Source organism: Streptosporangium jomthongense, from assembly GCF_042650425.1.
Classification (GTDB): Bacteria; Actinomycetota; Actinomycetes; order Streptosporangiales; family Streptosporangiaceae; genus Streptosporangium.
The window spans coordinates 235,811-258,055 of the sequence record NZ_JBHSBC010000003.1 but is presented as its reverse complement, the minus strand read 5'-3'; the positions used below and the strand labels follow the sequence as shown (position 1 = coordinate 258,055).

Here is a 22,245-nt window from a genome sequence, read left to right as displayed (position 1 = left end):
ACCTCACGACGGCCTCATGACGGCCTCACGACCTGCGCCTGAGCCCGGCCAGGCCCGCGACGACCGCCCCGGCCAGTACGGCCGCCGCCCCGGCGAGCAGCCGCTGCTGGGCGCGCACCCGGCGCCTGACCTGGGCGTAGGGCACCGTGGAGAAGGAGACGAGCTCGTACCGGGACACGTAGCGGCCGGGCAGCGCCCGCTCCAGCCGGTGCTCGACCCCCTTGACCAGCCGGAACACCGGAGAGGCGACCTTGTCGCGCATCTCGATGAAGTTGTCCAGGGCCATCTCGGCGATCGCGTCGGCGTTCTCCTTGCGCCGCCGTTCGAACAGCGGCAGGGCGCTGGACCAGGAACCGCCGGTCTCGTCGAGACACTGGTCGAGCACGACCACGTCCTCGAAGCCGCAGTTGGCTCCCTGGCCGTAGAACGGCACGATCGCGTGCGCCGCGTCACCGATCAGGCCGACCCTGCCGTCCGACTGCCAGGGCGCGCAGCGGACCGTGCCGAGCAGGCCGACCGGGTTGTGCGTGTAGTCGTCGACCAGGGTCGGCGCCAGCGGCACCACGTCCGGGTAGTTGGCGCGGAAGTGGCGTTCGACGGCCGCCGGGCTGCTCAGCGAGGCGAAGCTCCCGGTGCCGCCGGTCGGCCAGAACATCGTGCAGGTGAAGGACCGGTCGGGGTTGGGCAGCGCGATCATCATGGACGTGCCGCGCGGCCAGATGTGCAGCGCGCCCGGGTCCAGCGCGAACTCCCCGTCGACCGCGGGGATCGTCAGCTCCTTGTAGCCGTAGTCGAGGAAGTCCAGGCTCTCCTCGATGTCCCGGTGCGCGAGCAGCTGCCCCCGTACGGCGGAGCCCGCCCCGTCCGCGCCGAGCACGACGTCGGCGACCGTCTCGACCGGCCCGTCAGCCGTCTCGAAGGTCATCGCCCCGGTCGCCGGGTCGAGCCCGGTCAGCCGGTGGCCGAAGAAGACCTTCACCCCGGGGGCGGCCTCCGCGGCGTCCAGCAGCGTGTTGTTGAGCGCTCCCCGGCTGATCGAGTTGATCGCCATCTCGCCGTCGTGGCTGTAGGGCTGGAAGTCGAGCGGGCCGCTCACCGGGTGGATCATCCGGCCGCGCATCGGCAGCGCGTCGGCCATGACCCGCTCCTCAAGGCCGATCCTGCGCAGGGCGTCCCGGCCGCGCTCGGAGATGGCCAGGTTGATCGACCGGCCGCGCTCCGGCTTACCGGTACGCGGGTCGGGGCGGCGCTCGTAGACGGTCACGTCGAGGCCACGACGGGCCAGATAACAGGCGAGCAGGCAGCCGGTGAGCCCGGCGCCGACGACGGCAACGGTCACGACTCCTCCTGGACACAGTCGGCCAGCGCGACGGCGGCGCGCCAGCAGTCGTGGTAGGTCGAGTAGAGCGGGGTCGGCGCCATCCGGACGATGTCCGGCTCACGGGCGTCGGTGACGACCCCGTGCTCCCGGCGCAGCCGCCAGGCCAGCTCCGCGGCGCTGCCGCTCCCGATCCGCAGGGAGAGCTGGCAGCCCCGGCGCCCCGGCTCCCGCGGGGTGACCACGCTGAGCGGCCGGGAGGGGACGACCACGTCGAGCAGACTCTCCAGGTATCCGGTGAGCCGCACGCTCCGGGCCCGCAGCTCGGCCATCCCGACCTGGTCGAACAGTTCGAGCGAGGTGCGCACCGGGCCCATGGCGTAGATCGGCGGGTTGGAGATCTGCCAGGCGTCGGCGGTCGCGGGCGGCCGGGAGACCGGGGCCATCTGGAAGCGGGTCTCCTGCTCGGTGCTCCACCAGCCCTCGAAGCGCGGCAGCGTGGGGTCGCCCAGGTGCCGCTGGTGGACGAAGACGCCGCCGAGGGCGCCGGGCCCGGAGTTGAGGTACTTGTAGGAGCACCAGGCGGCGAAGTCCGGCCCCCACTCGTGCAGGCTCAGCGGAACGTTCCCTGCGGCGTGCGCCAGGTCCCAGCCCACGACCGCCCCGGCCGCGTGCCCGGCCGTGGTGATCGCGGGGATGTCCATCAGCTCGCCGGTCAGGTAGTTCACCCCGCCGAGCATCACCAGCGCGACCGTCTCGCCCTCCCTGGCCAGGAAGTCGAGGACCTGCCGCCCGTCGCGGAGCCGTACCACCGTGGTCTCCGGGTCGAGGCCGTGGAAACGGGCCTGGCTGCGCACCGCGTAGCTGTCCGAGGGGAAGGCCGTGTCCTCGATGACGATCTTGGTGCGCCGCCCCTCGGGCCGGTAGAACGACACCATCAGCAGGTGCAGGTTGACCGTCAGCGAGTTCATCACCACGGTCTCCTCGGGCAGCGCGCCGACCAGACGGGCGGCGGGCTCGGTGAGCAGTTCGTGGTAGGGCAGCCAGGGGCGTTCGGCCTCCATGTGACCCTCGACGCCGAGTCTCGCCCAGGCCTCCAGGTCGGCGAGCAGCTCCGTCCTGGTCGCCCTCGGCTGCAGGCCGAGTGAGTTGCCCGCCAGGTAGGCGCTCTCCGGGTAGTCCCCGCCCTCCGCCGGCGGGACGAGGAAGAGGTCCCGGTTGCCGGGATCCTCCGCGTCGCGCCGCAGCGCCTCCTCCTGCATCTCCTGGATCGACAGGCCGGTTCTCAACGAGTGGGTCATACGTCTCTCTCTTCACACGTGGGCTGCGAACCGGCCGCGGCGAGGTGCGGGCCGCTGGTTCCCCCATGATGACGGCGTACAGCGGGGCAAAGGAATGCCATATCAACGGGTGTATCTGGATATAGGTGCTGATTGGTGCTTACATTGCGGCTTTCACCTTCCGAATGGAAGGGCACCGTACGAGATGGCATCCTGATGCGGTGATCCGCCCAAGGCCGTCCCTCCCTCCGCCCCCTCCCACGGCCTCCTCCGGGATCACCCCCGCGACCGTCTCCGGAACCGATCTCCCGACGGCCTCCAGGGTCTCGCCCGTGGCTCCCTCGCCCCTCACCGAGCTGTGCGACCCCCGCCTCGCCGGGGCCGGTGTACGGCTGCTCCTCAAACGTGATGATCTCATCCACCCCGATCTTCCGGGCAACAAGTGGCGCAAGCTCCGATACAACCTGACACGGGCCGCCGAACTGGGGCACGACACGCTGCTGACCTTCGGGGGCGCCTACTCCAACCACCTGCGGGCCGTCGCCGCGGCCGGTGCCCGCTTCGGGTTCCGGACCGTCGGGGTCGTGCGCGGGGAGGAGCACCTGCCGCTCAACGAGGTCCTGGCCTTCGCCGTCGGGCGCGGGATGCGGCTGACCTACCTCGACCGCACCACCTACCGGGCCAAGCACACCGCCCCCGTGATCGAGACGCTGCGGGAACGGTTCGGCCGGTTCTACCTGCTGCCCGAGGGCGGCAGCAACGCGCAGGCCGTACACGGCTGTGCCGAACTGCCCGGGGAGATCGCCGTGCCGTACGACGTCGTCTGCTGCCCGGTCGGCACCGGCGGCACGCTCGCGGGCATCGCCGCAGGCCTGGAGCCCGGACGGCGGGCGCTCGGCGTCTCGGTGCTGCGCGGCGGAGGGTTCCTCACCGAGGAGGTCACCCGCCTACAGACCGAGGCGTACGGCCACGCCTCCGGCAACTGGTCGATCGCCCTCGACTTCCACTCGGGCGGTTACGCCAGGAGCGACGCCGCCCTCGACGCGTTCGTCACCGACTTCACCGCCCGGCACGGCCTGCGCCTGGACCGGATATACGTGGCCAAGATGATGCGGGCGATCTTCACGATGACCGAGGACGGCGTCTTCCCGCCCGGCACGGTGCTCGTCGCCGTCATCACCGGCCCCATGCCCCCTCCCCCCGGCTGACCCGGCTCAGCTCCGGGCGGCACGTTCGATCGCCACCCCCACCCCGTCGAGCAGGTGGTCCAGGCCGGCGCGGAAGTCGTCGTCAGGACCGGCTCCCGGGTTGGGGGCGAACACCCCGGCCCGCACGGCGCCGGCCAGCGCGGGGAACCGGCCGGGGTCGACCAGCTCGGTGAGCAGGACGGCGTACGCCTCGTCGGCCCCCTCCCCCGGTTCTGCGGCCATGGACGTCAGGAGCTGGGCCGCGCCACGCACGTAGTGCGTCACCAGCATGACCACCGAGATCCGGGTCCGCAGGTCCAGCGGTGTGCCGCCGAGGGTGCGCAGCGCGGCGTCCAGCCAGGCGAGCTGGCCGGGATCGGCAGGCGGGGAGTTCACCAGCTGGACGATCCACGGATGCCGCGCGTAGACGCCGAACAGCTCGACGGCCCACCGGGTGAGTGAGCCGCGCCAGTCGGCCGGTGCCGTGTCGAACTCCGGCGGCGGGCCGGGGGCGGCGTCCAGCATGAACAGCCGCAGGTCGTCCTTGCCCGCCACATGCCGGTACAGCGACATGGGCGCGCAGCCGAGCCGCTCGGCGAGCCGGGCCATGGACAGCGCGGCCAGCCCCTCCTCGTCGGCGAGGGCGACGGCCGCCGCCACGATCCGCTCCAGGCTGAGCGCGGGCGCGCGTCCCCGCCCCTTTGGCTTGGCCCGCCCCCACAACACGTTCAGCGCGTGCGGCAGCTCGTTTCCGGTGTCGTCCCGCATTCCAGGAGCCTATCAGTTTGCGTATGACATACGCCTTGCGTATGACATACGCCTTGCGTAGGTCATACGCCTTACGTATAAAGTACGCAATAAGCGTATGTCATACGCATCCCACTCAACCCCCTTGGAGTCGTCATGCACACGACGATCGACAGCCCCCAACCGGCACCGGCCCGCCGCCGTCCGTGGTGGAGACGCCCCTGGACGGCGCCCCTCGGTCTGGTCATGGCCGGGTTCCTCGCGTTCTCGCTGCCGCCGTACCTGACCGGCGACCCGTCGCAGTCCCGGGTGCCGCAGCCGGAGGGGTTCGGCCTGCACTACCCGCTGCTCGTGGCGCACGTGCTGTTCGCCACGATCGCCATGGTCACCGCGTTCTTCCAGGTGTGGCCGTGGTTTCGCAGGCGGCACCCGGTGTGGCACCGGCGCGCCGGACGGGCCTACGTGTTCGCCGGAGTGTTACCGGCCGGGCTGACCGGCCTGGTCATCGGGGCGCGCTCCCCGTTCGGGCTGTTCCTCGCGGTCAGCGACGTGATCCTCGCCCTGCTGTGGCTCGCCTTCACCGTGGCGGGCTGGCGCGCCGCCCGCGCCCGCCGGTACGCCGGTCACCGGCGCTGGATGCTGCGCAGCACCGTGCTGACCTACTCCATCATCACCAACCGGGTGTGGACCGCGATTCTGATCATCGTCCTGCCCCCGCTGCAGGACACCGTCTTCCACGGCGACCCCGACCTGATGGCGTGGACGATCTCCGGCCTGTCCGGCTGGCTCGGCTGGACGGTCCCGCTGCTGATCGTGGAGTGGTATCTGGAGCGCGAGGTGGCCCGCCGTGGCCGCCGCACCGCACTCGCGACCTGACCCCGAACCCCGGAACCACCGCAGCCGGTTCCGGGGCGTTCGCCTCACGACTACCCCGAACCCCAAAACCGCATATTTCCCGCTATTCGCGGGCATGCCATCCGGCGTCGAGTACGCCTCCATCCGACCACGACACGAGGACGACGGACATGCGGCTCACCCTCGCCACCGACCCCGCCTCCCCGGACCGCCCCAACGAGGACTTCGTCGGGGTCACCTCCGGCGCGGTGGTTCTCCTGGACGGGGCGGGCGTCCCGAGCGGCATGGAGTCCGGCTGCTCACACGGGGTCGCCTGGTACGCCCGCACGCTCGGCTCCACCCTGCTGGCCGAGGTGACCCAGAGCGCCGCTCCCCTGGCCGAACTGCTCACCAGGTCGATCAAGACCGTCGTCTCGCTGCACGACTTCACCTGCGACCTGTCCCACCCCGGCACCCCCTCGGCCACGGTCGCGATGCTGCGCCGTACGGACGACGCCCTGGAATGGCTGGTGCTGGCCGACTCCGTGATCATCATCGACACCGGTACGGCGGAGCCGACCGTGCTCAGCGACGACCGGCTCGAACGGACCGGCGTGCTCCACCGGACCGAACTGGACGCCCTGACGAACGGAACCCCCGAACACTCCGAGGCGCTACGCCGCTACATCGAGATCATGCGCGGCCACCGCAACCGTGAGGGCGGCTTCTGGGTCGCCTCGGCCGACCCCCTCGCCGCCGCACGCTCCCTGACCGGATCCGTCCCCGCCGAACGGGTACGGTCCGCGGCCCTGCTCAGCGACGGCGCCTCCCGCCTGACCGACCTCTTCGGCCTGGCCACCTGGCGACAGCTCCTCGACCTCCTCACCCGCGACGGCCCGCAAGGACTGATCGCCCAGGTCCGCGCCGCCGAACACGACGACCCGTACGGCTCGCACCGGCCCCGCCACAAAACCCACGACGACGCCACCGCCGCCCTCTGGACGTTCCGGTGAGCCCTCCCCTTCGGCCGAATCGCGGCTCTCCCGGTGTCCTCGGCCCTTCGCCCACGACGGCCCGCGGCCAGGCCGTTCCGACACGGTGGCGGTGATCCCATGTCCGTGCGAAGTGCCTGCCCGACCGGGGACACTGGAACGGTGTCTGAGACCTCCCGTCCCGCGCCGCCCGTGACCAACGTCTCGATCGTGGTCCTGACGTTGGCGCACCAGGTCGAGGCGGAGCTGAACAGGGCTCTGGCGCCGTTGGATCTGACGGTGAGCAGGCTGGGGCTGCTGGCGCACATCAAGGCCGTGCCCGGGGTGTCGTTCAGCGACCTGGCACGCATGTCGGGGATCACCGTGCAGAGCGTGCACACGGCGGTGAAGACGCTGGAACGAGCGGGACTGGTGCGCGACAGCAGTGCCCGCGCCGGCTCCGCGTCGGTCATCGAGGTGACAGCCGAGGGCGCGCGCCTGCTACGAGCGGCACAGGAAGCGGCAGACCAGGTGGACGAGCACCTGTTCGGCCCGGACTCCGATCCGACGCGCCGACGGGTGGGCGAGGCCATCCGGGCCGCCTTCCGTACCGCCGGCTGATCCCTCCTCGGCGGCCTGACCGCCGTACGTCTGCGAACCCCATCTTTCAGGCTGACTGAAGCATGGTCTAGGCTTCAGCCAACCTGAAGGTCGAAGGGAGACATCCGTGCTGGAAGACGTTCTGCTGGTGGTACATGTCCTGGCCGCCATCGTGTTCGTCGGCGGCTCCGCCGTCGCGACGAGCCTGTTCCCCCGCTACGCGCCTCTCGCCGCGGACGTTCCCCCAGACGCCCCATCCGACCAGGGAGAACGCAGTCCCGCTGTCGCGACCGCGATGCACCGCATCACCCGGGGCTACGCCGTGGCCGGTCTCGCCGTTCCCGTGGCCGGTCTCGTCCTCGCGGCCGTGCAGGGCCGGACGGGAGAGATCTGGATCACCCTGTCGATGGTCCTCACCGCAGGAGCGGCGGGCCTGCTGGTCACCCAGATCGTCCCGCGCCAACGTGCGGCACTCGACACCCCCGGCCCGGCAGCACCACTGCGCAGGCTGTCCATGCTCGCCGGGCTGTACAACCTGATCTGGGCGGTCGTCGTGATCATGATGATCGTCCGCCCCGGATCCGAAGCATGAGCCGTGCGCCTCTCGGCATCCCGCGTCGGGCAGGAAGGAGCGATCCTGACGAGTCCCTCCCCAGGCCAGGCGTGACCGGAGCCTCCGCCCCCGAGCCCGCCCGATACGCCGAAGGCTCCGGAAGTGGAACCGGTGTGGTTCCCGCCGACCGGGCCTGGCCGTCCCGCACGCTGACCGAACGGCGGCTACGGCACGCGTCACCGACTCCCGGCTACTGGATGGAGACGCTGCCGATGAACTCCCACGTGTTGCGCTGCTCGGGCCCGAGAGCGCCGAGTATCCGGCTGTTGCACCTGTCTCCTCTGTAGAGGATGGCCGCCGTGTTGGTGCGGTTGGTCGCCGAGAGCCGCCCCATGACGGTGTAGCAGCCGCTGGGGTTGTGGTGGCGACGGCCGTTGATCCACAGCGTGCCCTTCGCCGCCCAGGCCGAGCCGGACGGAACCACGACCACGGCCGTGGCGGCGACGACGGTGGCCAGGGCGGTGGTGAACAGAGGGCGGGTCAGGCGCACGAGATGGTCCTTCCATGAGGTGGATGACCTCACGGAACATAACCAGCCATGACCAAAAGTAGTCGATCGATCGCCCAGTGTTTCGGTAAGGGCGCCGCCACCTCCGCCCACACGATCCTTCAGGCCACCCCCGCCTCCTCCACTCGGCCCGGTCCACAACCGGTGTGGGCGGGCCCCTTCATCGGCGCGGACGAGTAACCCCGCGCATCCCCATCACGACGGTTTCGGGAAAAAGAAAGAGCCTCGGATACCTGGGGCCTACAAGGGAACCGAACCCTGACTGAGGTTACAAAGTCTTGGTACGCGGCCTGCCGAGGTCACGTATGACCCCGGCTTGGGTAGCGTGATCATTACAAGGCAGGTTCTCTGTCGGAGACAGAAAAGGCTGAACATGCAGGGCGGGCAGGCACCCTTATGGCGGGTAGGCCTTCGTGGCCTCTTGCAAGGAGCCGTGGGAGGTTTCCTCGCAAGCCTCCTCGCTCTTTGGTTCCACAACCACGACCTTTGGCCCCTGGACACGGTCTTCAACTGGCAGAGCATCATCGGCTACACGGTGCTGTTGGGTTGGATCAGCGGCTTCGGCGCGGTCCTCACCGAGCGCAGACGTCGAAAGGCCGTGGCCAAGGAGACAGGCGAAGCAGCAACTAAGTCAAACACGTGACACGGCGGTGAAGGACGAGCCGATCCACAGAATCCGTACCAGGTCAAAGGCGCCGGACACTCCGGAACGACAGGTGATCCCCTCGCCAAGACCGTCGGGATCCTGGACCATGTTCACGATCCTCCTGTATTGGACCGGTCGTCGCATGGGCGCTTCCCTCCGGCTTCGGAGCTCGCCGAGCCGTACGAGAACAGGTGAGACGGAAAACGAAGATCGAGAGCTAGGGGCACGTAGGTGACACACGGCCGAGGGAAGAACCAGAAATGACAAAGGCCCAGGTCAGGGACATGTCCCTGACCTGGGCCTTTGCTTCATGAGCCGACGAGGGGAATCGAACCCCTGACCTACAGTTTACAAGACTGTTGCTCTGCCGATTGAGCTACGTCGGCATGGTCAACTGATGAGTGTAGTCGGCCCGCACCGTGGACGTCACCGACGGAGCCCCCGAAACGCCGATTTCCGTACAGCCGGGCCGCCGCGAGACTGCGACGGCCAAGAGACAGCCGGAGCGGTACAGGACGGGCGGACGCCACCCCCGCCGGGAAAGGTCAGCGGCGGCGGTGGCGGGCCACCTCGTACAGGGCGATGCCCGCGGCGACACCCGCGTTGAGCGACTCGGCGGCGGCGTGCATGGGGATGCGCACCACCAGGTCGCAGGACTCGGCGACCAGGCGGGACAGGCCCTTGCCCTCCGAGCCGACCACGACGACCAGGGGACCGTCGAGGAGGTTGGCCTTCTCCAGGTCAACGCTGCCCTCGCCGTCGAGGCCGACGACGAACAGGCCCGCCTCGCGGTACTCCCGCAGGGCGGAGGTCAGGTTGGAGGCCCGGGCGACGGTCAGGGTGGCCAGCGTGCCCGCCGAGGTCTTCCAGGCCCCTCCGGTGACCCCGGCCGAGCGGCGGGAGGGAACCAGCAGGCCGTGGGCGCCGAAGGCGGTGGCCGAACGGGCGATGGCGCCGAGGTTACGCGGGTCGGTGACACCGTCGAGCGCGACGATCAGCGGCACCTCCCCGGCCTCCTGGGCGATGCGCACGAGGTCGTCGGGGTGGGCGTACTCGTACGGCGGGATCTGCAGGGCGACGCCCTGGTGGATGCCGCCTTCGGTGAGCCGGTCCAGCTTCTCCCTGCCGACCTCAAGCAGCGCGATGCCCCGCTCGGCGGCGAGCCGTACGGCCTCCTTGACGCGGTCGTCGTTGTCGATGCGCAGGGCGACATACATGGCGGAGGCGGGCACACCAGCGCGTAGCGCCTCCAGGACGGGGTTGCGCCCGCCGATGTACTCGGGGGCGTCCTCGCTGCGCCTGGCACGCGTCTGCGGGCGCTGGGAGGTGGTCCTGCCGGTGCGCTCCTCCCGCTCGACCCGCTCGGCCCTGGCCTTGTCCTTGTGCCAGTGCCTCATGTGCGCCGGCGGGGTCGCCCCCTTGCCCTCAAGGCTTCGGCGCTTGTTACCGCCCGTGCCCTTGGTCGGACTCTTCTTCTTCGCGGGTCGTCCGGACCCTCTACCGCCAGCAGCCATGGTGTCTAGGGTATGGCCTGCGCCTACCGGGAAAGTTCCCAGCGCGGTCCCTGGGGGGTGTCCTCGACGAGGATGCCCGCCTGGGCCAACTGGTCACGGATGCCGTCGGCCGCCACGAAGTCCTTACGGGCCCTGGCCGCCTGACGCTGCTCAAGGGCCACCCTGACCAGCGCGTCCACGGTCGTACGCAGGCCGGAGTCGTCGCCGGAGGAGCGCCACTGCTCGGAGCGCGGGTCGAGACCGAGCACGTCGAGCATGTTCTGCGTCTCGGCCAGGAGCCTGGCCACCTGCTCCTTGTTGCCCTGGGCCAGGGCGACGTTGCCCTCCTTGACCACCTCGTGCACGACCGCCAGCGCCTGCGGGGTGCCCAGGTCGTCGTCGAGCGCGTCGGCGAACGCCTGGGGCAGCGGCGCGTGGGCGTCCACGTCGTGGATCACCTCGGCCGCCCTGGTGACGAACCCCTCGATGCGCTGGTAGGCGGCGGCGGCCTCGGCCAGAGCCTCCTCGGAGTATTCGATCGCGGAGCGGTAGTGCGGGGCGGCCAGGTAGTAACGCAGCTCGACCGGGCGGACCTTCTTGGTCACCTCGGGGATCAGCAGGGAGTTGCCGAGCGACTTGCTCATCTTCTCCGCGCCGATCTTGAGCATCCCGTTGTGCATCCAGTAGCGGGCGAAGCCGTCCCCGGCCGCCTGCGACTGGGTCAGCTCGTTCTCGTGGTGCGGGAAGATCAGGTCGACGCCGCCGCCGTGGATGTCGAAGGTCGGGCCGAGATACTTGGTCGCCATGGCGGAGCACTCCAGGTGCCAGCCGGGACGGCCGCGCCCCCAGGGGGTCGGCCAGGTCGGCTCGCCGGGCTTCTCGCCCTTCCACAGCGCGAAGTCGCGCGGGTCGCGCTTGGCGGAGTCGGTGTCGGTGTCACCGGCCGCCCACATGTTCTCCAGGCGCTGGTTGGACAGCGAGCCGTACCGGTCGGCGTAGGAGACGACGTCGAAGTAGACGTCTCCGTTCGAGGCGTAGGCGTGGCCGGCGGCGATGAGCCGCTCCATCAGCTCGATCATCTCCGGCACGTGGCCGGTCGCCCTGGGCTCGACGGTCGGCGGCAGGCAGCCCAGCACCTGGTAGGCCCAGGTGAAGGCGCGCTGGTTGCGCTCGGCGACGACGAACCACGGCACGCCCTCGGCCGCCGCGACCCTGATGATCTTGTCATCGATGTCGGTGACGTTGCGGCAGAACGTGACGTCGTACCCCGACCGGATCATCCACCGGCGCAGCACGTCGAAGTTGACGCCGGAGCGGATGTGCCCGATGTGCGGAGGAGCCTGCACGGTGGCACCACACAGGTAGATCGACGCCCGGCCGGATTCGACCGGAACGAACTCGCGGACCGTACGTGCGCTGGTGTCGTATAGGTGCAGGCTCACGGAGGAAAGGCTAACGCCTTACCTCACCTCACAAGCCGTGTTACGAGACGTTGGGGCTTAGCGACGGCACTTTTTATGGCAACGAGGGCGAATGTCGCCCCACGCATTCCCCGGTCACCCGTGCAGATGCACCTTTTCCGGGATCACTCGGACGATCAGCCGCTGCGTGTCAGGACGAGATTCCTCCCAGGCCTTGCCGGTGTATTTGTGCGCCAGCTCCTGGATGAGAGAGCCCGTCGGGTCCTCCGTCACCGTGACCCTCCCGCGCACCTCCGCGTAGCGGTAGGGGTTGGCGTGGTCGATCACCACGACGGCGGTCCTGGGGTCGCGGGCGAAGTTACGGTCCTTGCGCCGCCCCCTGACCGTGGAGAACACGATGTCGTCACCGTCGGTCTTCACCCAGATCACGCTGGCCTGCGGGCTGCCGTCCTCGTTCAGACTCGTCACGGTGGCGAAGTTCGCCGCGTCGAAGAGCGCCCGCACGCCATCGGATAGTTCGGACAACTTTCCTCCTTGTCGTGCTTCGATGCACAGATCATGCCAGGTGTCGATTCTGTAGGCTCGGAGCGCCATGGACGTGAAATCCCCCGCGGCGGCAGGCCCCGCCTCCCGCCCGTCCTCGATCCCGCCCGCCCAGCCGAGCAGGACCGCCGTCGCGCTGCGCCGTACCGGGATCGCCCTGGTCGGTGTCGGTGTCGCCGCGCTCGCCGCGGCGGCGTGTGTGCTCTCCTTCGAGGACCTGCGGGCCCTCGCGATCACCGGTGAGGCCCCCGCGGACCTCGCCTACCTCTATCCCGCCGCCTTCGACGCGCTGCTGGCCGTCGCGCTGATCGCCCTGCCCCTGCTGCGGGGTGCGCGCTGGCCGATCCGGCTGCAGGCGGGCGCGGTCCTGGTCCTGCTCTTCGCGGGCGCGGTTGCGGCCGAGACGGCCACCGCCGTACGGGCCACGGTCGACGTACGGCGTGCCGCGGTGGTCGTGGCCGTCTTCCCCTGGGTGGCGCTGTTGCTCGCCCTGTGGCTCTGGCTGCTGCTGATCAACCACGCGGCGGCCAGACGGGCGGCGGCGAACGCCGTGGACACGACGCCGGAGAGCGGTGCCGGCGACATCGTGCCCTTCCCCGACGGAGACCTGCCGACCGCCGAGTACCCCGTCCCACTCGCCCGGCCGGAGCATCGGGACCACCCGGGGTGGCACGAGGAGCCGGTGCACCACCGGCCTTCCGAGGTGGTGCTCGACCCGCAGGCCGCTCCCCCTCTTGATCCGGCGCCGCACCACACCCCGTCCGCCGCGCCTCCCGCCTCCGACCCGGTCGTCGGCCCGACGGCCGCCCCGGAGACTCCCGAGGTCCCCACCGCGCCGGAGACCCCCGATTCGGTTCCCGCCCCCCGCGCGGAGGCCGACCCGGACAGGCCGCTCCGCTGGGGCGATCTGGTACGGCCTCACCCCGGCGACCAGCTCGTCCACCCGCCGCGCTCCGCCGTACAGGAGGAGCCCGGAGGGCGGGTCAGCGAGCGGGTCGAGACCTGGGAGGCCGAGCACCCCGGCCAGGCCCCGGAGAAGGCTTCCGAGAAGGCTCCGGAGGAGACCACAGGAAAGGCCACGGGGAAGGCCACAGAGGAGGACGAGCGGCCCGGCGACGAGGATCCGGGCGAGGACACCCAGCCGATGGCCGCGGCGACCGACGAACCGGATGAGCCCGGCGGCGCCAGGAGGCGGCGTGCGACCGTCGTCGATGACGACGACCTGGACACCACGATGCCCGACCTGGAGGTCGTGCCCGGCGATGAGAGCGCCGCGCCGCCCTCCGGGCGGATGCGCAGCACCCCCGTCCCGCCGCAGGAATAGCTTCGGGAACAGGCGAATCGGGCCGGCTCCGGGGCCTTGGAGGAGCCGGCCCGGTCTGGGGGCCGCGTTGACGCGGACGGTGTCGTCCCCGCGCGGGTCAGACCCTGGATCGCCTCATGCTCGCGACCAGGCCGACGCCTACGGCGGCGAGGACGACCTGCATGACGAGTTCGATCCAGTCGATCCCGTTCGTGGTCGCCACCCCGAGCACCTGGGCGATGGCTGTGCCGATCAGCGCGGCGACGATGCCGACCACGACGGTCAGGACCCATCCGATCGGCTGTCTACCGGGAAGCAGGAGACGACCCAGGGCGCCGACGACGGCGCCGATGACGATGGCCCCGAGAATGGATGCGATGGTCATATCGTGAACCTCCCAGTGAGGTGACCTTCACGCTCACGGGAGATCGGCTACCCCCTACGTCACGGATATTCCTGGGAACGGCAAAATTCCGGCTCAGTGCGTCTTCCTCGCCTGCATCTGAACCACCAGCAGCACTCCGATCACCGCGAGCGCGAGCTGGATGATGTGCTCCCACCAGTTGATGCCCCTGGTGTGGGTCAGTCCGAGCGCCGCCGCGATGGCGGTGCCGATGAGTGCCGCGACGATACCCACGATGAGCGTCAGACCTATCGACAGGTTCTGCCGCCCGGGAACTATCAGACGGGCGAGGGCACCGATGATGGCACCAATGACGATCGCGGCGATGATCGAGCCAATCATGTCCGGCTCCCCCCGATGACGAGACATGGTTAATAAGGGGTTACCCAGGACATTCGCCGATCATTCCGGAAAAGAAGGTGGCCCGTACCGCGCCAGTAAACGGGCCACCTCGAATGCGGCGACGGGTCTTCACGCGCCACCCGCCGGAACGCTTTCGCGCTCCGTATCAGGAGACGCCCGGCTCCGGAGAGTGGTTGACCACTATCGCGGTCGCGATGGCCGCGACGCCCTCGCCACGCCCCGTCAGCCCGAGACCGTCGGTGGTGGTGGCGCTGACGCTCACCGGTGCCCCCACGGCGGCGCTGAGCGCCCTCTCAGCCTCCGTACGGCGTGGCGCCAGCTTGGGACGGTTCCCCACGATCTGGACGGCCACGTTGCCGATCTCGAAGCCCGCCGCGCGCACCTGCCTCGCGGTCTCCTGAAGGAGGACGACGCCGGAGGCGCCCGCCCAGCGAGGATCCGCGGTGCCGAAGAGACCGCCGATGTCGCCCAGGCCCGCGGCCGACAGCAACGCGTCGCAGGCTGCGTGAGCCGCGGCGTCGCCGTCCGAGTGCCCGGCCAGACCGGTTTCGCCCGGCCAGTGAAGTCCCGCGAGGTGCAACTCGCGGCCCGATGCGAACGGGTGGACGTCGACCCCGACGCCCACCCGTGGAAATGTTGTGTTCAGGAGTTGAGAACCTCGTCGAGCAGGGCCTCGGCCTTGTCTTCGTTGGTCTTCTCGGCGAGCGCGAGCTCGCTTACCAGGATCTGCCTCGCCTTGGCGAGCATACGCTTCTCTCCTGCGGAGAGCCCGCGCTCCTTGTCACGCCGCCACAGGTCGCGAACGACCTCGGCCACCTTGTTGACGTCACCGGACGCCAACTTCTCCAGGTTGGCCTTGTAGCGGCGGGACCAGTTGGTGGGCTCTTCGGTGTGAGGCATGCGAAGCACGTCGAAGACGCGCTCAAGGCCCTCCTGGCCGACGACATCGCGAACACCGACGAGTTCGGCGTTGTCAGCCGGCACCTGGACGGTAAGGTCGCCCTTGTCGACCTTGAGAACCAGGTAGGTCCTTTCCTCACCCTTGATGGTTCGGGTCGTGATGGCCTCGATCCGAGCAGCCCCGTGGTGGGGGTAGACGACAGTGTCGCCGACCTGGAAAGTCATGTGACAAGTACCCCTTCCGCTGTACTCAAGAGTACCACGTATCCACAGCCTCCCGGAACAGTGAAATCACCATAACTGCAGGTCAAAGCCGCATATTAAGGCTTGACAAGTGTTCGACTCTGTGAATCAGCGCTGCGAAAGGCCTCCGCGACCTGCGGACCACACCTCCCCACGATGGGGCGGGTCGGCGGAAAACCTGGCGAAGTCCACGGATAGGGTTGGCTCTGCCATAGCCTCGTGTTTGACAAGGAGTACCCGCACCGTGACCCGCAACAGCCGTCACTGGGCGATCGCCGCCGCCGCGTTCCTCGCTGCCGCCCCGGTCCTGGCCGGCTGCGGTGCCGGGTCGGACGCGATCACCAGCATGCCCTACACCCCGACCGAGGCCCTCAGCGTCCAGGTCAAGGGCATCGCCGTCTCCCAGGCGTTCTTCCTGGGCCCCGACTCCGGCTCGAAGCTGGCCGAGGGCGGCGCCACGCCGCTCTACCTGTCGCTGCTGAACACCACCAAGGAGGCCGACCAGCTCATGGGCCTCGGCGTCGACCCCGCCTTCGGCACCGCCAAGGTCGTCTCCCCGGTGAACCTGCCCGTCCAGCAGCGCGTCAACGTCGGCAAGCCGACCCCGACGATCATGATCGAGGGCCTCAAGAAGCCGCTCAGCGGCGGCGAGAGCATCCCGGTGCAGCTGCAGTTCGCCAGAGCGGGCGTCATCACCCTGACGGTCCCGGTCATCACCCGCAGCCGCGAGTTCGCCGACCTGCCGCAGGCGCCCGCCTCGACCGCCGGCGCGAGCCCCTCAGCCAGTGCGAGCCCCTCGCCGAGCACGAGTCCCTCGGCCGGCGCGACCGACGCCGCGCCCGCGGACCCCAGCGATCCTGCCGAGCCCACGGCTCCGGCCACCAGCGCGCCCTGACTCTTTGCGACGCCTTCGGCGTCGCGGGGCTGTGTCTCTTTGCGCCGCCTTCGGCGTCGCGGGTTCGGGCGCTTCGAGCCAACGCTTTCCCTCGTCACTCCGTCGCTTCGCTCCTGCGTTCCTCAGTCCAAGCGTCGGCGCGCCCGAACCTGTCTCTTTGCTCCGCCTGACGGCGTCGTGGGCTTGGGCGCCTCGGGTCGGTGCTTTCCCTCGTCGCTGCGCTCCTGCGTTCCTCAGTCCAAGCACCGACGCGCCCGAACCGGGTTTCCCTGCTCCGCCTTCGGCGTCGCGTGCTTGGGCGCCGTCGGCGCCCAAGCTGAAACTCCTCACGCCGAGGGCCGGTGAAGCACAAGAGCGAAACTCTTCTGTTTGGCGCCGGTAAAGCACGGGGTGGAAAACACTCAGCGTTCGAGGCCTGGGAATATAACGATAAATCCGGAAAGGGGCACAACCCGTTTGGGTTGTGCCCCTTTCCGGATTTTTGGTTAATCCTCGGCGGGGTCGAACTTATAGCCGAGGCCCCGTACGGTGAGGATGCAGCGGGGGTTGGAGGGGTCGGCCTCCACCTTGGCGCGCAGGCGCTTCACGTGTACGTCCAGGGTCTTGGTGTCACCGACGTAGTCGGCGCCCCAGACGCGGTCGATGAGCTGGCCTCTGGTGAGCACCCGGCCCGCGTTGCGCAGCAGGACCTCCAGCAGCTCGAACTCCTTCAGCGGGAGCTGCACCTGGTCGCCGCGGACGGCGACGATGTGGCGGTCCACGTCCATCCTGACGGGACCGGCCGACAGGACGGCCGATTCGAGCTCCTCGACGTCGCCCTGGCGGCGCAGTACCGCGCGGATGCGGGCGACCAGTTCCCTTGAGGAGAACGGCTTGGTCACGTAGTCGTCGGCGCCGAGTTCCAGCCCGACGACCTTGTCGATCTCACTGTCCTTGGCGGTGAGCATGATCACCGGGACGTTGGAACGCTGACGGAGGGAACGGCAGACCTCCGTACCGGGCAGTCCCGGCAGCATCAGGTCGAGCAGCACCAGGTCCGCGCCGTTGCGGTCGAAGGTGTCCAGCGCCTCGGGGCCCGTGGCCGCGACCGCGACCTCGAAGCCCTCCTTGCGCAGCATGTACGACAGGGCGTCCGAGAAGGACTCCTCGTCCTCGACAACAAGCACGCGAGTCACTGCGCGGCCTCCAAGGGGATGGTGGTGTTACCGGGTACGGCAGCCGCCGCGCCGCCGAAGGCGGGCAGGCGAAGTGTGAAGGTGGAGCCCGACCCTTCCTTGCTCCACACCGTCACCGTGCCGTTGTGGGCGGCGGCGACGTGTTTGACGATGGCCAGGCCCAGGCCCGTGCCTCCGGTCGCGCGTGACCGGGCGGCGTCCACGCGGAAGAACCGCTCGAAGATCCGCTCCTGGGCGCTCTCCGGGATGCCGATGCCCTGGTCGCTGACGCTTATCTCGATCGAGTCGCTGTGCGGCCCGGCGGTCCGCGCGCTGACCACGACGCGGGTGTGCTCGGGGCTGTAGGCGACGGCGTTGTCGATGAGGTTGCGCAGCGCGGTGACGAGGAGGTCGTCGTCGCCCCATATGCGCAGCCCCTCCGCGCCTCCCGCGACGAGGGTGATGTCCTTGGCCGCGGCCGTGGTGTTGCAGCGGTCGATGGCCTCGTGCACGACCTCGTCCACGGGGACGGGGCCCGGGGTGGGGATGGGTTCGGCCCCCTGGATGCGGGACAGGGTGATGAGGTCCTGAACGAGGTAGGTGAGCCGGGCGGCCTCGTGCTGCATGCGCCCGGCGAACCGGGTGACGGCCTCGGGGTCGTCCGCGGCGTCCTGGATGGTCTCCGCGAGCAGCGAGAGCGCGCCGACCGGCGTCTTGAGCTCGTGGCTGACGTTGGCGACGAAGTCACGCCGTACGGCCTCGACCCTGCGGTGCTCGGTCTGGTCCTCGGCCAGCACCAGCACCTGCCCGTGCGACCCGAGCGGGGCCACCCGTACGGCGAAGCTCGTCGAGTCCTGGCCGAACTTGTGGCCGGCGACCTCGATCTCGCTCTCGCGGATCTCGCCGTCCCTGCGCACCTGCCTGGCCAGCGCGAGCAGTTCGGCCGCCATCAGGTTCTCGCCCCTCACCAGGCCGAACGCCCGCGCGGCGGAACTGGCCCGCAGCACCCGGTCCTCCTTGTCGAGCACGACCGCCGACGACGGCAGGACAGCCAGCACCGAGGCGACGCCCTGCGGCAGCGTGGCGGGCTCGGGTGAGTCCGACGCCGTGGGAGCTCCCCGTCCCACGTTCTGACGGACGACCATCACGGCCAGCGCCCCCACGACGAACCCGGCCAGGGCGGCCAGACTCGCCATCAGTTCACTCACATGCTCCTCCTGTCCGCTTCAACGTCCTTGATGGTAGGCGGGGCTTTCCCCATTGGGGCAGCTCATGGGGGCATGACCAAGGCCTTTCCCGCAAAGTTCACTTTACGGTCGAGGTTCGTTCACTGTTACACACATACGGTGAGGGCCATGCGCGACGCCTACCATGATGAGCTCGACGCCCTCACGGGCCGGCTGGTGGAGATGACCCGACTCGTGAGGTCGGCGATCTCCCGGGCCACCACCGCACTCCTGGACTCCGATCTTCAACTCGCCGAGAGCGTGATCTCCCAAGACGAGGAGGTCGACCGGATCTTCTCCGAGATCGAGGCTTCGATCTTCGGCCTGATGGCCACCCAGCAACCGGTGGCCGTCGACCTGCGGGTGGTCATCGCGGCGCTGCGTATGGGTACCGACCTCGAACGGATGGGCGACCTGGCCGAGCACGTGGCCAAGGTGGCGCGGCTGCGGCACCCCGAGTCGGCGATCCCGGCGGAGGTTCGCGCCACGATCGTTGAGATGGGCCAGATCGCCGAGCGCCTGGTCACCAAGGCCGGCAGTTGCATCGCCTCCCGCGATGTGGACGCCGCCCTTGAGCTTGAGGACGACGACGACGCGATGGACAAACTGCACCGCAGGCTGTTCAAGGTCCTGATGGCCCCCGACTGGAAACACGGCGTCGAGCCCGCCATCGACGTGACGTTGATCGGGCGTTACTACGAGCGTTACGCCGACCACGCGGTGCGCGTCGCCCGCGACGTGGTGTACCTGGTGACCGGCACCCGGTCGCCCGACGCCGCCGACCTCGCAGACCTCGCCTAGACCCCGTTCAGGCCCGTCCAAGGCCGCAGGCAACGCGAAAGGGGCCCGCCGACCGGCGGGCCCCTTCGACGTGTCCGAGGTTGTCCGGGGGTTACCTGCCCTGGTTGGCCACGGCCTCGATCGCCGCCTTCGCGGCATCGGGGTCGAGGTAGCGGCCTCCCCTGGTCACCGGGGTGAAGTTCTCGTCCAGGTCGTAGACGAGCGGGATGCCGGTGGGGATGTTGAGTCCCGCGATCTCGTCGTCGCCGATCTTGTCCAGGTGCTTGACCAGCGCCCTGAGCGAGTTGCCGTGCGCCACGACGAGGACGGTCCTTCCCGAGGCCAGGTCGGGCACGATCGCGTCGTACCAGTACGGCAGCATGCGCTCGACGACGTCCTTGAGGCACTCGGTCTTCGGCAGCAGTTCACCGGGAAGCAGCGCGTACCGGGCGTCGCCCGCCTGGGAGAACTCGTCGTCGTCGGCGATCGGGGGCGGCGGGGTGTCGTAGGAGCGGCGCCAGAGCATGAACTGCTCGTCGCCGAACTCGGCGCGGGTCTGTGCCTTGTCCTTGCCCTGCAGCGCGCCGTAGTGACGCTCGTTGAGCCGCCAGGACCTGACGACCGGCAGCCACAGCAGGTCGGCGGCGCCGAGCGCGAAGTTGGCCGTCTGGATCGCGCGGGTCAGCACCGAGGTGTGGACCACGTCCGGCCGCACCCCCGCGTCGTTCAGCAGCCGCCCGCCGCGCCGTGCCTCCTCCTCGCCCTTGGCGGAGAGCCCGGCGTCCACCCATCCGGTGAACAGGCCCTTAGCGTTCCACTCACTCTCACCATGCCGAAGCAGCACCAATGTCGCCATGCGGCCAAGCTTAGTGGGGCCCCTCGGCGCCTCCCCGGGGACGCTCAACAGGCGAGACACCTGGCACGGCCCCGGTACGGCGGGTCAGCGGGCGGGGTCGGCGAACCTGGCGAAGGCCTGGAGGTTGGCGAGCGACTCGCCGCGTTTGGCCCGCCACTCCCACTCCCTGCGGATGGAGGAGGCGAAGCCGAGTTCGAGCGCCCGGTCGAAGCCCTCGTCGGCGTAGGTGAGCACGCAGCCGAGCACCCGGTCGATCTCCTCGTCGGAGACCGCGGCCAGCGGGACGCGGCCGACGAGGTAGACGTCGCCGACCGGGTCCAGGGCGAAGTGCACGCCGTACGTCGAGCCGTTCTTAGTCAGCAGCCAGCGGTAGAACTCGGCGTGGTTCTCGTCGGGCTGACGGCAGAAGAACGCCTCCACGTGCAGGACGTGGTCGCCGACGATGAGCCAGGTCATGGTCGCGAGTTTGTGCTGGCCTGGGAGCCGTACCAGGAAGGCGCCCGGCCTGGGCTCCTCGAAGGACGCCTCGGCGGCCCGCAGCGCCGCCTCGATCACCTCACGCATGCGCCCACCCTACGAGCCCGCCGCGACCGGCACCTCGCTCAGGTGCGTCATGGCCCGCGCGTAGACGTCGGCGAGCCTTGAGGCGGTCGCCGACCAGCCGAAGGAGGCCGCCTGGGTCACCGCCCCCGCGGCCAGGGCGTCGCGCCAGGCGGGCTGGTGCACGAACCGGCTGAGCACCCTGGCCCAGTCGTGCGGGTCGTGCCCCTCGACGAGCACCCCGGAGACCCCGTCCCGTACGGCGGTGCGCAACCCGCCGACCGAGGCGGCGGCGACCGGTGTCCCGCACGCCTGGGACTCCAGGGCGACGAGCCCGAAGGACTCGCTGTGCGAGGGGACCACGGTCACGTCGGCGGCGCGGTACCAGTCGGCCAGTTCGTGCTGCGGAGCGGGCGGCACGATCCTGACCACGTCGGAGATGCCCAGCGAGGCGGCCACCTCGGTCAGGTAGGACGGCCGGGCGAGCCCGTTGCCGCTGGGGCCGCCGACGCAGGCGACGACCAGCCGCGACCTAAGGGCCGGGTCCTCGGCGAGCATCAGGGCGGCGGCGCGCAGCAGCACGTCGGGGGCCTTGAGCGGCTGCACCCTGCCGACGAAGAGCAGCACGTGCGCGTCGTCCGGCAGCCCGAGGCGGTGCCTGGCCGCGCTCTGGGAGGCGGGCTGGAAGACGGTGAGGTTCACCCCGGGGCTGACGACCTCGACGCGGCCGGGGGCGGCGCCGTACAGCTCGACCAGTTCCCTGGCCTCGGTGGGGGTGTTGGCGACCAGGCGGTCGGCGATGTCCACGACCTGCTGCTCACCGGCGACCCGGATCTGGGGTTCCGGGTTGTCGTCGTCGGCGAGCAGGAGGTTCTTCACCTTGGCCATGGTGTGCATGGTGTGCACCAGGGGGACGCCCCAGCGCTCCTTGGCCAGCCAGCCCACCTGCCCGGACAGCCAGTAGTGGGAGTGGATGACGTCGTAGCGGCCCGGCTCGTACATCGCCTCGGTGCGCAGCACGCCGGACAGGAAGCCGCAGAGCTGGCCGGGCAGGTCGCCCTTGTCCAGTTCCTCGTACGGCCCCGCCGTGATGTGACGGACCGATACCCCCGGGACGATCTCGGCGACCGGAGGCAGGTCACGCGCGGTCTGCCTGGTGAAGATCTCCACTTCGACGCCCAGTCCCGCCAGGCGTTTGGCCACTTCGACGACGTAGACGTTCATGCCGCCCGCGTCCCCGGTCCCCGGCTGGTCAAGCGGGGACGTGTGCATGCTGATCGTCGCGACCCGGCTGACCCGTCGTCTACCCCGCCGCATCACCGGCACCACCTCCGAGAGGGATATAACCACCCAATAGTTCGCGTCATTCCCGCCCCCCGGGGGCTTGGGAGGCGGTGCCGTCGTGGCCCGGTGTCCTGGCA

General features: G+C 69.8%; 25 protein-coding genes and 1 tRNA gene. 9 read left to right on the top strand and 17 right to left on the bottom strand.

Annotated features, from left to right (window positions below):
* Positions 1–25 precede the first annotated feature (25 nt).
* Positions 26–1,339 (bottom strand): FAD-dependent oxidoreductase, encoded by a 1,314-nt coding sequence (locus tag ACFOYY_RS05775; RefSeq protein ID WP_352014688.1) that lies wholly within the window; start codon positions 1,337–1,339, stop codon positions 26–28.
* Positions 1,336–2,619 carry a kynureninase gene (kynU, locus tag ACFOYY_RS05770; protein ID WP_386188413.1) on the bottom strand — a complete coding sequence of 428 codons (1,284 nt, stop codon included), beginning with the start codon at positions 2,617–2,619 and terminating at the stop codon, positions 1,336–1,338. Before kynU ends, ACFOYY_RS05775 begins: the two co-directional genes overlap by 4 nt.
* 311 nt (positions 2,620–2,930) lie before the next feature.
* On the opposite strand from kynU, the gene ACFOYY_RS05765 reads away from it, so the two are divergent.
* Positions 2,931–3,806, top strand: coding sequence for a 1-aminocyclopropane-1-carboxylate deaminase/D-cysteine desulfhydrase (locus tag ACFOYY_RS05765; RefSeq protein ID WP_386188410.1), 876 nt, complete (start codon positions 2,931–2,933; stop codon positions 3,804–3,806).
* A gap of 6 nt (positions 3,807–3,812) precedes the next feature.
* On the opposite strand, the gene ACFOYY_RS05760 is transcribed toward ACFOYY_RS05765, so the two are convergent.
* Entirely contained in the window at positions 3,813–4,553 is a 741-nt protein-coding gene (locus tag ACFOYY_RS05760; protein WP_386188408.1) for a TetR/AcrR family transcriptional regulator, read from the bottom strand.
* Between the two features lie 135 nt (positions 4,554–4,688).
* On the opposite strand from ACFOYY_RS05760, the gene ACFOYY_RS05755 reads away from it, so the two are divergent.
* The 4 genes from ACFOYY_RS05755 to ACFOYY_RS05740 all read left to right on the top strand — a co-directional run bounded on the left by ACFOYY_RS05755 (position 4,689) and on the right by ACFOYY_RS05740 (position 7,529).
* Positions 4,689–5,408: a DUF2306 domain-containing protein gene (locus tag ACFOYY_RS05755; RefSeq protein ID WP_362915176.1), complete on the top strand. Its 720-nt coding sequence runs from the start codon at positions 4,689–4,691 to the stop codon at positions 5,406–5,408.
* Positions 5,409–5,557: 149 nt separating this feature from the next.
* Entirely contained in the window at positions 5,558–6,379 is an 822-nt protein-coding gene (locus ACFOYY_RS05750; RefSeq protein ID WP_386188405.1) for a protein phosphatase 2C domain-containing protein, read from the top strand.
* A 141-nt stretch (positions 6,380–6,520) separates the two neighbouring features.
* Positions 6,521–6,958 carry a MarR family winged helix-turn-helix transcriptional regulator gene (locus tag ACFOYY_RS05745; protein ID WP_352014682.1) on the top strand — a complete coding sequence of 146 codons (438 nt, stop codon included), beginning with the start codon at positions 6,521–6,523 and terminating at the stop codon, positions 6,956–6,958.
* Between the two features lie 106 nt (positions 6,959–7,064).
* On the top strand, positions 7,065–7,529 hold the full coding sequence (locus ACFOYY_RS05740) for a hypothetical protein (protein WP_386188402.1): 465 nt from the start codon (positions 7,065–7,067) through the stop codon (positions 7,527–7,529).
* Between the two features lie 211 nt (positions 7,530–7,740).
* On the opposite strand, the gene ACFOYY_RS05735 is transcribed toward ACFOYY_RS05740, so the two are convergent.
* Entirely contained in the window at positions 7,741–8,040 is a 300-nt protein-coding gene (locus tag ACFOYY_RS05735; RefSeq protein ID WP_362781226.1) for a hypothetical protein, read from the bottom strand.
* Positions 8,041–8,491: 451 nt separating this feature from the next.
* On the opposite strand from ACFOYY_RS05735, the gene ACFOYY_RS05730 reads away from it, so the two are divergent.
* Positions 8,492–8,701: a hypothetical protein gene (locus ACFOYY_RS05730; protein WP_386188400.1), complete on the top strand. Its 210-nt coding sequence runs from the start codon at positions 8,492–8,494 to the stop codon at positions 8,699–8,701.
* A 316-nt stretch (positions 8,702–9,017) separates the two neighbouring features.
* Here ACFOYY_RS05730 and ACFOYY_RS05725 read toward each other — a convergent pair.
* The 4 genes from ACFOYY_RS05725 to ACFOYY_RS05710 all read right to left on the bottom strand — a co-directional run bounded on the left by ACFOYY_RS05725 (position 9,018) and on the right by ACFOYY_RS05710 (position 12,143).
* Positions 9,018–9,090, bottom strand: a tRNA-Thr gene (locus tag ACFOYY_RS05725).
* 159 nt (positions 9,091–9,249) lie between these two features.
* Positions 9,250–10,218 (bottom strand): 23S rRNA (guanosine(2251)-2'-O)-methyltransferase RlmB, encoded by a 969-nt coding sequence (gene rlmB / locus ACFOYY_RS05720; protein WP_352014679.1) that lies wholly within the window; start codon positions 10,216–10,218, stop codon positions 9,250–9,252.
* Positions 10,219–10,241: 23 nt separating this feature from the next.
* The gene (gene cysS / locus ACFOYY_RS05715) at positions 10,242–11,639 is read right to left on the bottom strand and encodes a cysteine--tRNA ligase (RefSeq protein ID WP_362781224.1); all 1,398 of its coding nucleotides are present in this window, start codon (positions 11,637–11,639) and stop codon (positions 10,242–10,244) included.
* 114 nt (positions 11,640–11,753) lie between these two features.
* Complete coding sequence (locus ACFOYY_RS05710) at positions 11,754–12,143, bottom strand: PPOX class F420-dependent oxidoreductase (protein ID WP_352014677.1); 390 nt, start codon at positions 12,141–12,143, stop codon at positions 11,754–11,756.
* 67 nt (positions 12,144–12,210) lie between these two features.
* On the opposite strand from ACFOYY_RS05710, the gene ACFOYY_RS05705 reads away from it, so the two are divergent.
* Positions 12,211–13,485 carry a DUF2637 domain-containing protein gene (locus ACFOYY_RS05705; protein WP_386188397.1) on the top strand — a complete coding sequence of 425 codons (1,275 nt, stop codon included), beginning with the start codon at positions 12,211–12,213 and terminating at the stop codon, positions 13,483–13,485.
* Positions 13,486–13,582: 97 nt separating this feature from the next.
* Here ACFOYY_RS05705 and ACFOYY_RS05700 read toward each other — a convergent pair whose 3' ends face one another.
* The 4 genes from ACFOYY_RS05700 to ACFOYY_RS05685 all read right to left on the bottom strand — a co-directional run bounded on the left by ACFOYY_RS05700 (position 13,583) and on the right by ACFOYY_RS05685 (position 15,355).
* Complete coding sequence (locus tag ACFOYY_RS05700) at positions 13,583–13,849, bottom strand: GlsB/YeaQ/YmgE family stress response membrane protein (RefSeq protein ID WP_352014675.1); 267 nt, start codon at positions 13,847–13,849, stop codon at positions 13,583–13,585.
* Between the two features lie 93 nt (positions 13,850–13,942).
* A complete protein-coding gene (locus tag ACFOYY_RS05695) occupies positions 13,943–14,209 on the bottom strand; it encodes a GlsB/YeaQ/YmgE family stress response membrane protein (RefSeq protein WP_352014674.1) in 267 nt (88 codons plus the stop codon).
* A gap of 166 nt (positions 14,210–14,375) precedes the next feature.
* Positions 14,376–14,855, bottom strand: coding sequence for a 2-C-methyl-D-erythritol 2,4-cyclodiphosphate synthase (gene ispF, locus ACFOYY_RS05690; protein ID WP_362915163.1), 480 nt, complete (start codon positions 14,853–14,855; stop codon positions 14,376–14,378).
* Between the two features lie 17 nt (positions 14,856–14,872).
* A complete protein-coding gene (locus ACFOYY_RS05685) occupies positions 14,873–15,355 on the bottom strand; it encodes a CarD family transcriptional regulator (protein ID WP_012887713.1) in 483 nt (160 codons plus the stop codon).
* A 262-nt stretch (positions 15,356–15,617) separates the two neighbouring features.
* Here ACFOYY_RS05685 and ACFOYY_RS05680 point away from each other — a divergent pair, with 262 nt between their 5' ends.
* Positions 15,618–16,268 (top strand): copper chaperone PCu(A)C, encoded by a 651-nt coding sequence (locus ACFOYY_RS05680; protein WP_352014672.1) that lies wholly within the window; start codon positions 15,618–15,620, stop codon positions 16,266–16,268.
* 485 nt (positions 16,269–16,753) lie between these two features.
* On the opposite strand, the gene ACFOYY_RS05675 is transcribed toward ACFOYY_RS05680, so the two are convergent.
* Both ACFOYY_RS05675 and ACFOYY_RS05670 read right to left on the bottom strand, forming a co-directional pair.
* Positions 16,754–17,443 (bottom strand): response regulator transcription factor, encoded by a 690-nt coding sequence (locus ACFOYY_RS05675; RefSeq protein ID WP_352014671.1) that lies wholly within the window; start codon positions 17,441–17,443, stop codon positions 16,754–16,756.
* The gene (locus ACFOYY_RS05670; protein WP_362915252.1) at positions 17,440–18,618 is read right to left on the bottom strand and encodes a sensor histidine kinase; all 1,179 of its coding nucleotides are present in this window, start codon (positions 18,616–18,618) and stop codon (positions 17,440–17,442) included. Before ACFOYY_RS05670 ends, ACFOYY_RS05675 begins: the two co-directional genes overlap by 4 nt.
* Positions 18,619–18,777: 159 nt before the next feature.
* Between ACFOYY_RS05670 and phoU the strand changes: the two genes are divergently transcribed.
* A complete protein-coding gene (gene phoU / locus ACFOYY_RS05665; protein ID WP_352014670.1) occupies positions 18,778–19,449 on the top strand; it encodes a phosphate signaling complex protein PhoU in 672 nt (223 codons plus the stop codon).
* Positions 19,450–19,540: 91 nt separating this feature from the next.
* Here the strand turns inward: phoU and ACFOYY_RS05660 are convergent, their stop codons facing one another.
* The 3 genes from ACFOYY_RS05660 to mshA form a co-directional block, all read right to left on the bottom strand.
* Positions 19,541–20,284 (bottom strand): phosphoglyceromutase, encoded by a 744-nt coding sequence (locus tag ACFOYY_RS05660; protein ID WP_352014669.1) that lies wholly within the window; start codon positions 20,282–20,284, stop codon positions 19,541–19,543.
* 84 nt (positions 20,285–20,368) lie between these two features.
* Complete coding sequence (locus ACFOYY_RS05655) at positions 20,369–20,848, bottom strand: type III secretion system chaperone family protein (protein WP_352014668.1); 480 nt, start codon at positions 20,846–20,848, stop codon at positions 20,369–20,371.
* Between the two features lie 9 nt (positions 20,849–20,857).
* The gene (mshA, locus tag ACFOYY_RS05650; RefSeq protein WP_352014751.1) at positions 20,858–22,141 is read right to left on the bottom strand and encodes a D-inositol-3-phosphate glycosyltransferase; all 1,284 of its coding nucleotides are present in this window, start codon (positions 22,139–22,141) and stop codon (positions 20,858–20,860) included.
* Positions 22,142–22,245: the final 104 nt, after the last annotated feature.

What these genes read in the sequence shown, in the direction of transcription:
- phoU (WP_352014670.1), top strand. Translation starts at nt 18,778, where the DNA reads ATGCGCGACGCCTACCATGATGAGCTCGACGCCCTCACGGGCCGGCTG.
- ACFOYY_RS05670 (WP_362915252.1), bottom strand. Translation starts at nt 18,618, where the DNA reads ATGGCGAGTCTGGCCGCCCTGGCCGGGTTCGTCGTGGGGGCGCTGGCC.
- ACFOYY_RS05655 (WP_352014668.1), bottom strand. Translation starts at nt 20,848, where the DNA reads ATGCGTGAGGTGATCGAGGCGGCGCTGCGGGCCGCCGAGGCGTCCTTC.
- ACFOYY_RS05685 (WP_012887713.1), bottom strand. Translation starts at nt 15,355, where the DNA reads ATGACTTTCCAGGTCGGCGACACTGTCGTCTACCCCCACCACGGGGCT.
- kynU (WP_386188413.1), bottom strand. Translation starts at nt 2,619, where the DNA reads ATGACCCACTCGTTGAGAACCGGCCTGTCGATCCAGGAGATGCAGGAG.
- mshA (WP_352014751.1), bottom strand. Translation starts at nt 22,141, where the DNA reads ATGCGGCGGGGTAGACGACGGGTCAGCCGGGTCGCGACGATCAGCATG.
- ACFOYY_RS05695 (WP_352014674.1), bottom strand. Translation starts at nt 14,209, where the DNA reads ATGATTGGCTCGATCATCGCCGCGATCGTCATTGGTGCCATCATCGGT.
- ACFOYY_RS05760 (WP_386188408.1), bottom strand. Translation starts at nt 4,553, where the DNA reads ATGCGGGACGACACCGGAAACGAGCTGCCGCACGCGCTGAACGTGTTG.
- ACFOYY_RS05750 (WP_386188405.1), top strand. Translation starts at nt 5,558, where the DNA reads ATGCGGCTCACCCTCGCCACCGACCCCGCCTCCCCGGACCGCCCCAAC.
- ACFOYY_RS05700 (WP_352014675.1), bottom strand. Translation starts at nt 13,849, where the DNA reads ATGACCATCGCATCCATTCTCGGGGCCATCGTCATCGGCGCCGTCGTC.
- ACFOYY_RS05755 (WP_362915176.1), top strand. Translation starts at nt 4,689, where the DNA reads ATGCACACGACGATCGACAGCCCCCAACCGGCACCGGCCCGCCGCCGT.
- ACFOYY_RS05660 (WP_352014669.1), bottom strand. Translation starts at nt 20,284, where the DNA reads ATGGCGACATTGGTGCTGCTTCGGCATGGTGAGAGTGAGTGGAACGCT.
- ACFOYY_RS05705 (WP_386188397.1), top strand. Translation starts at nt 12,211, where the DNA reads ATGGACGTGAAATCCCCCGCGGCGGCAGGCCCCGCCTCCCGCCCGTCC.
- rlmB (WP_352014679.1), bottom strand. Translation starts at nt 10,218, where the DNA reads ATGGCTGCTGGCGGTAGAGGGTCCGGACGACCCGCGAAGAAGAAGAGT.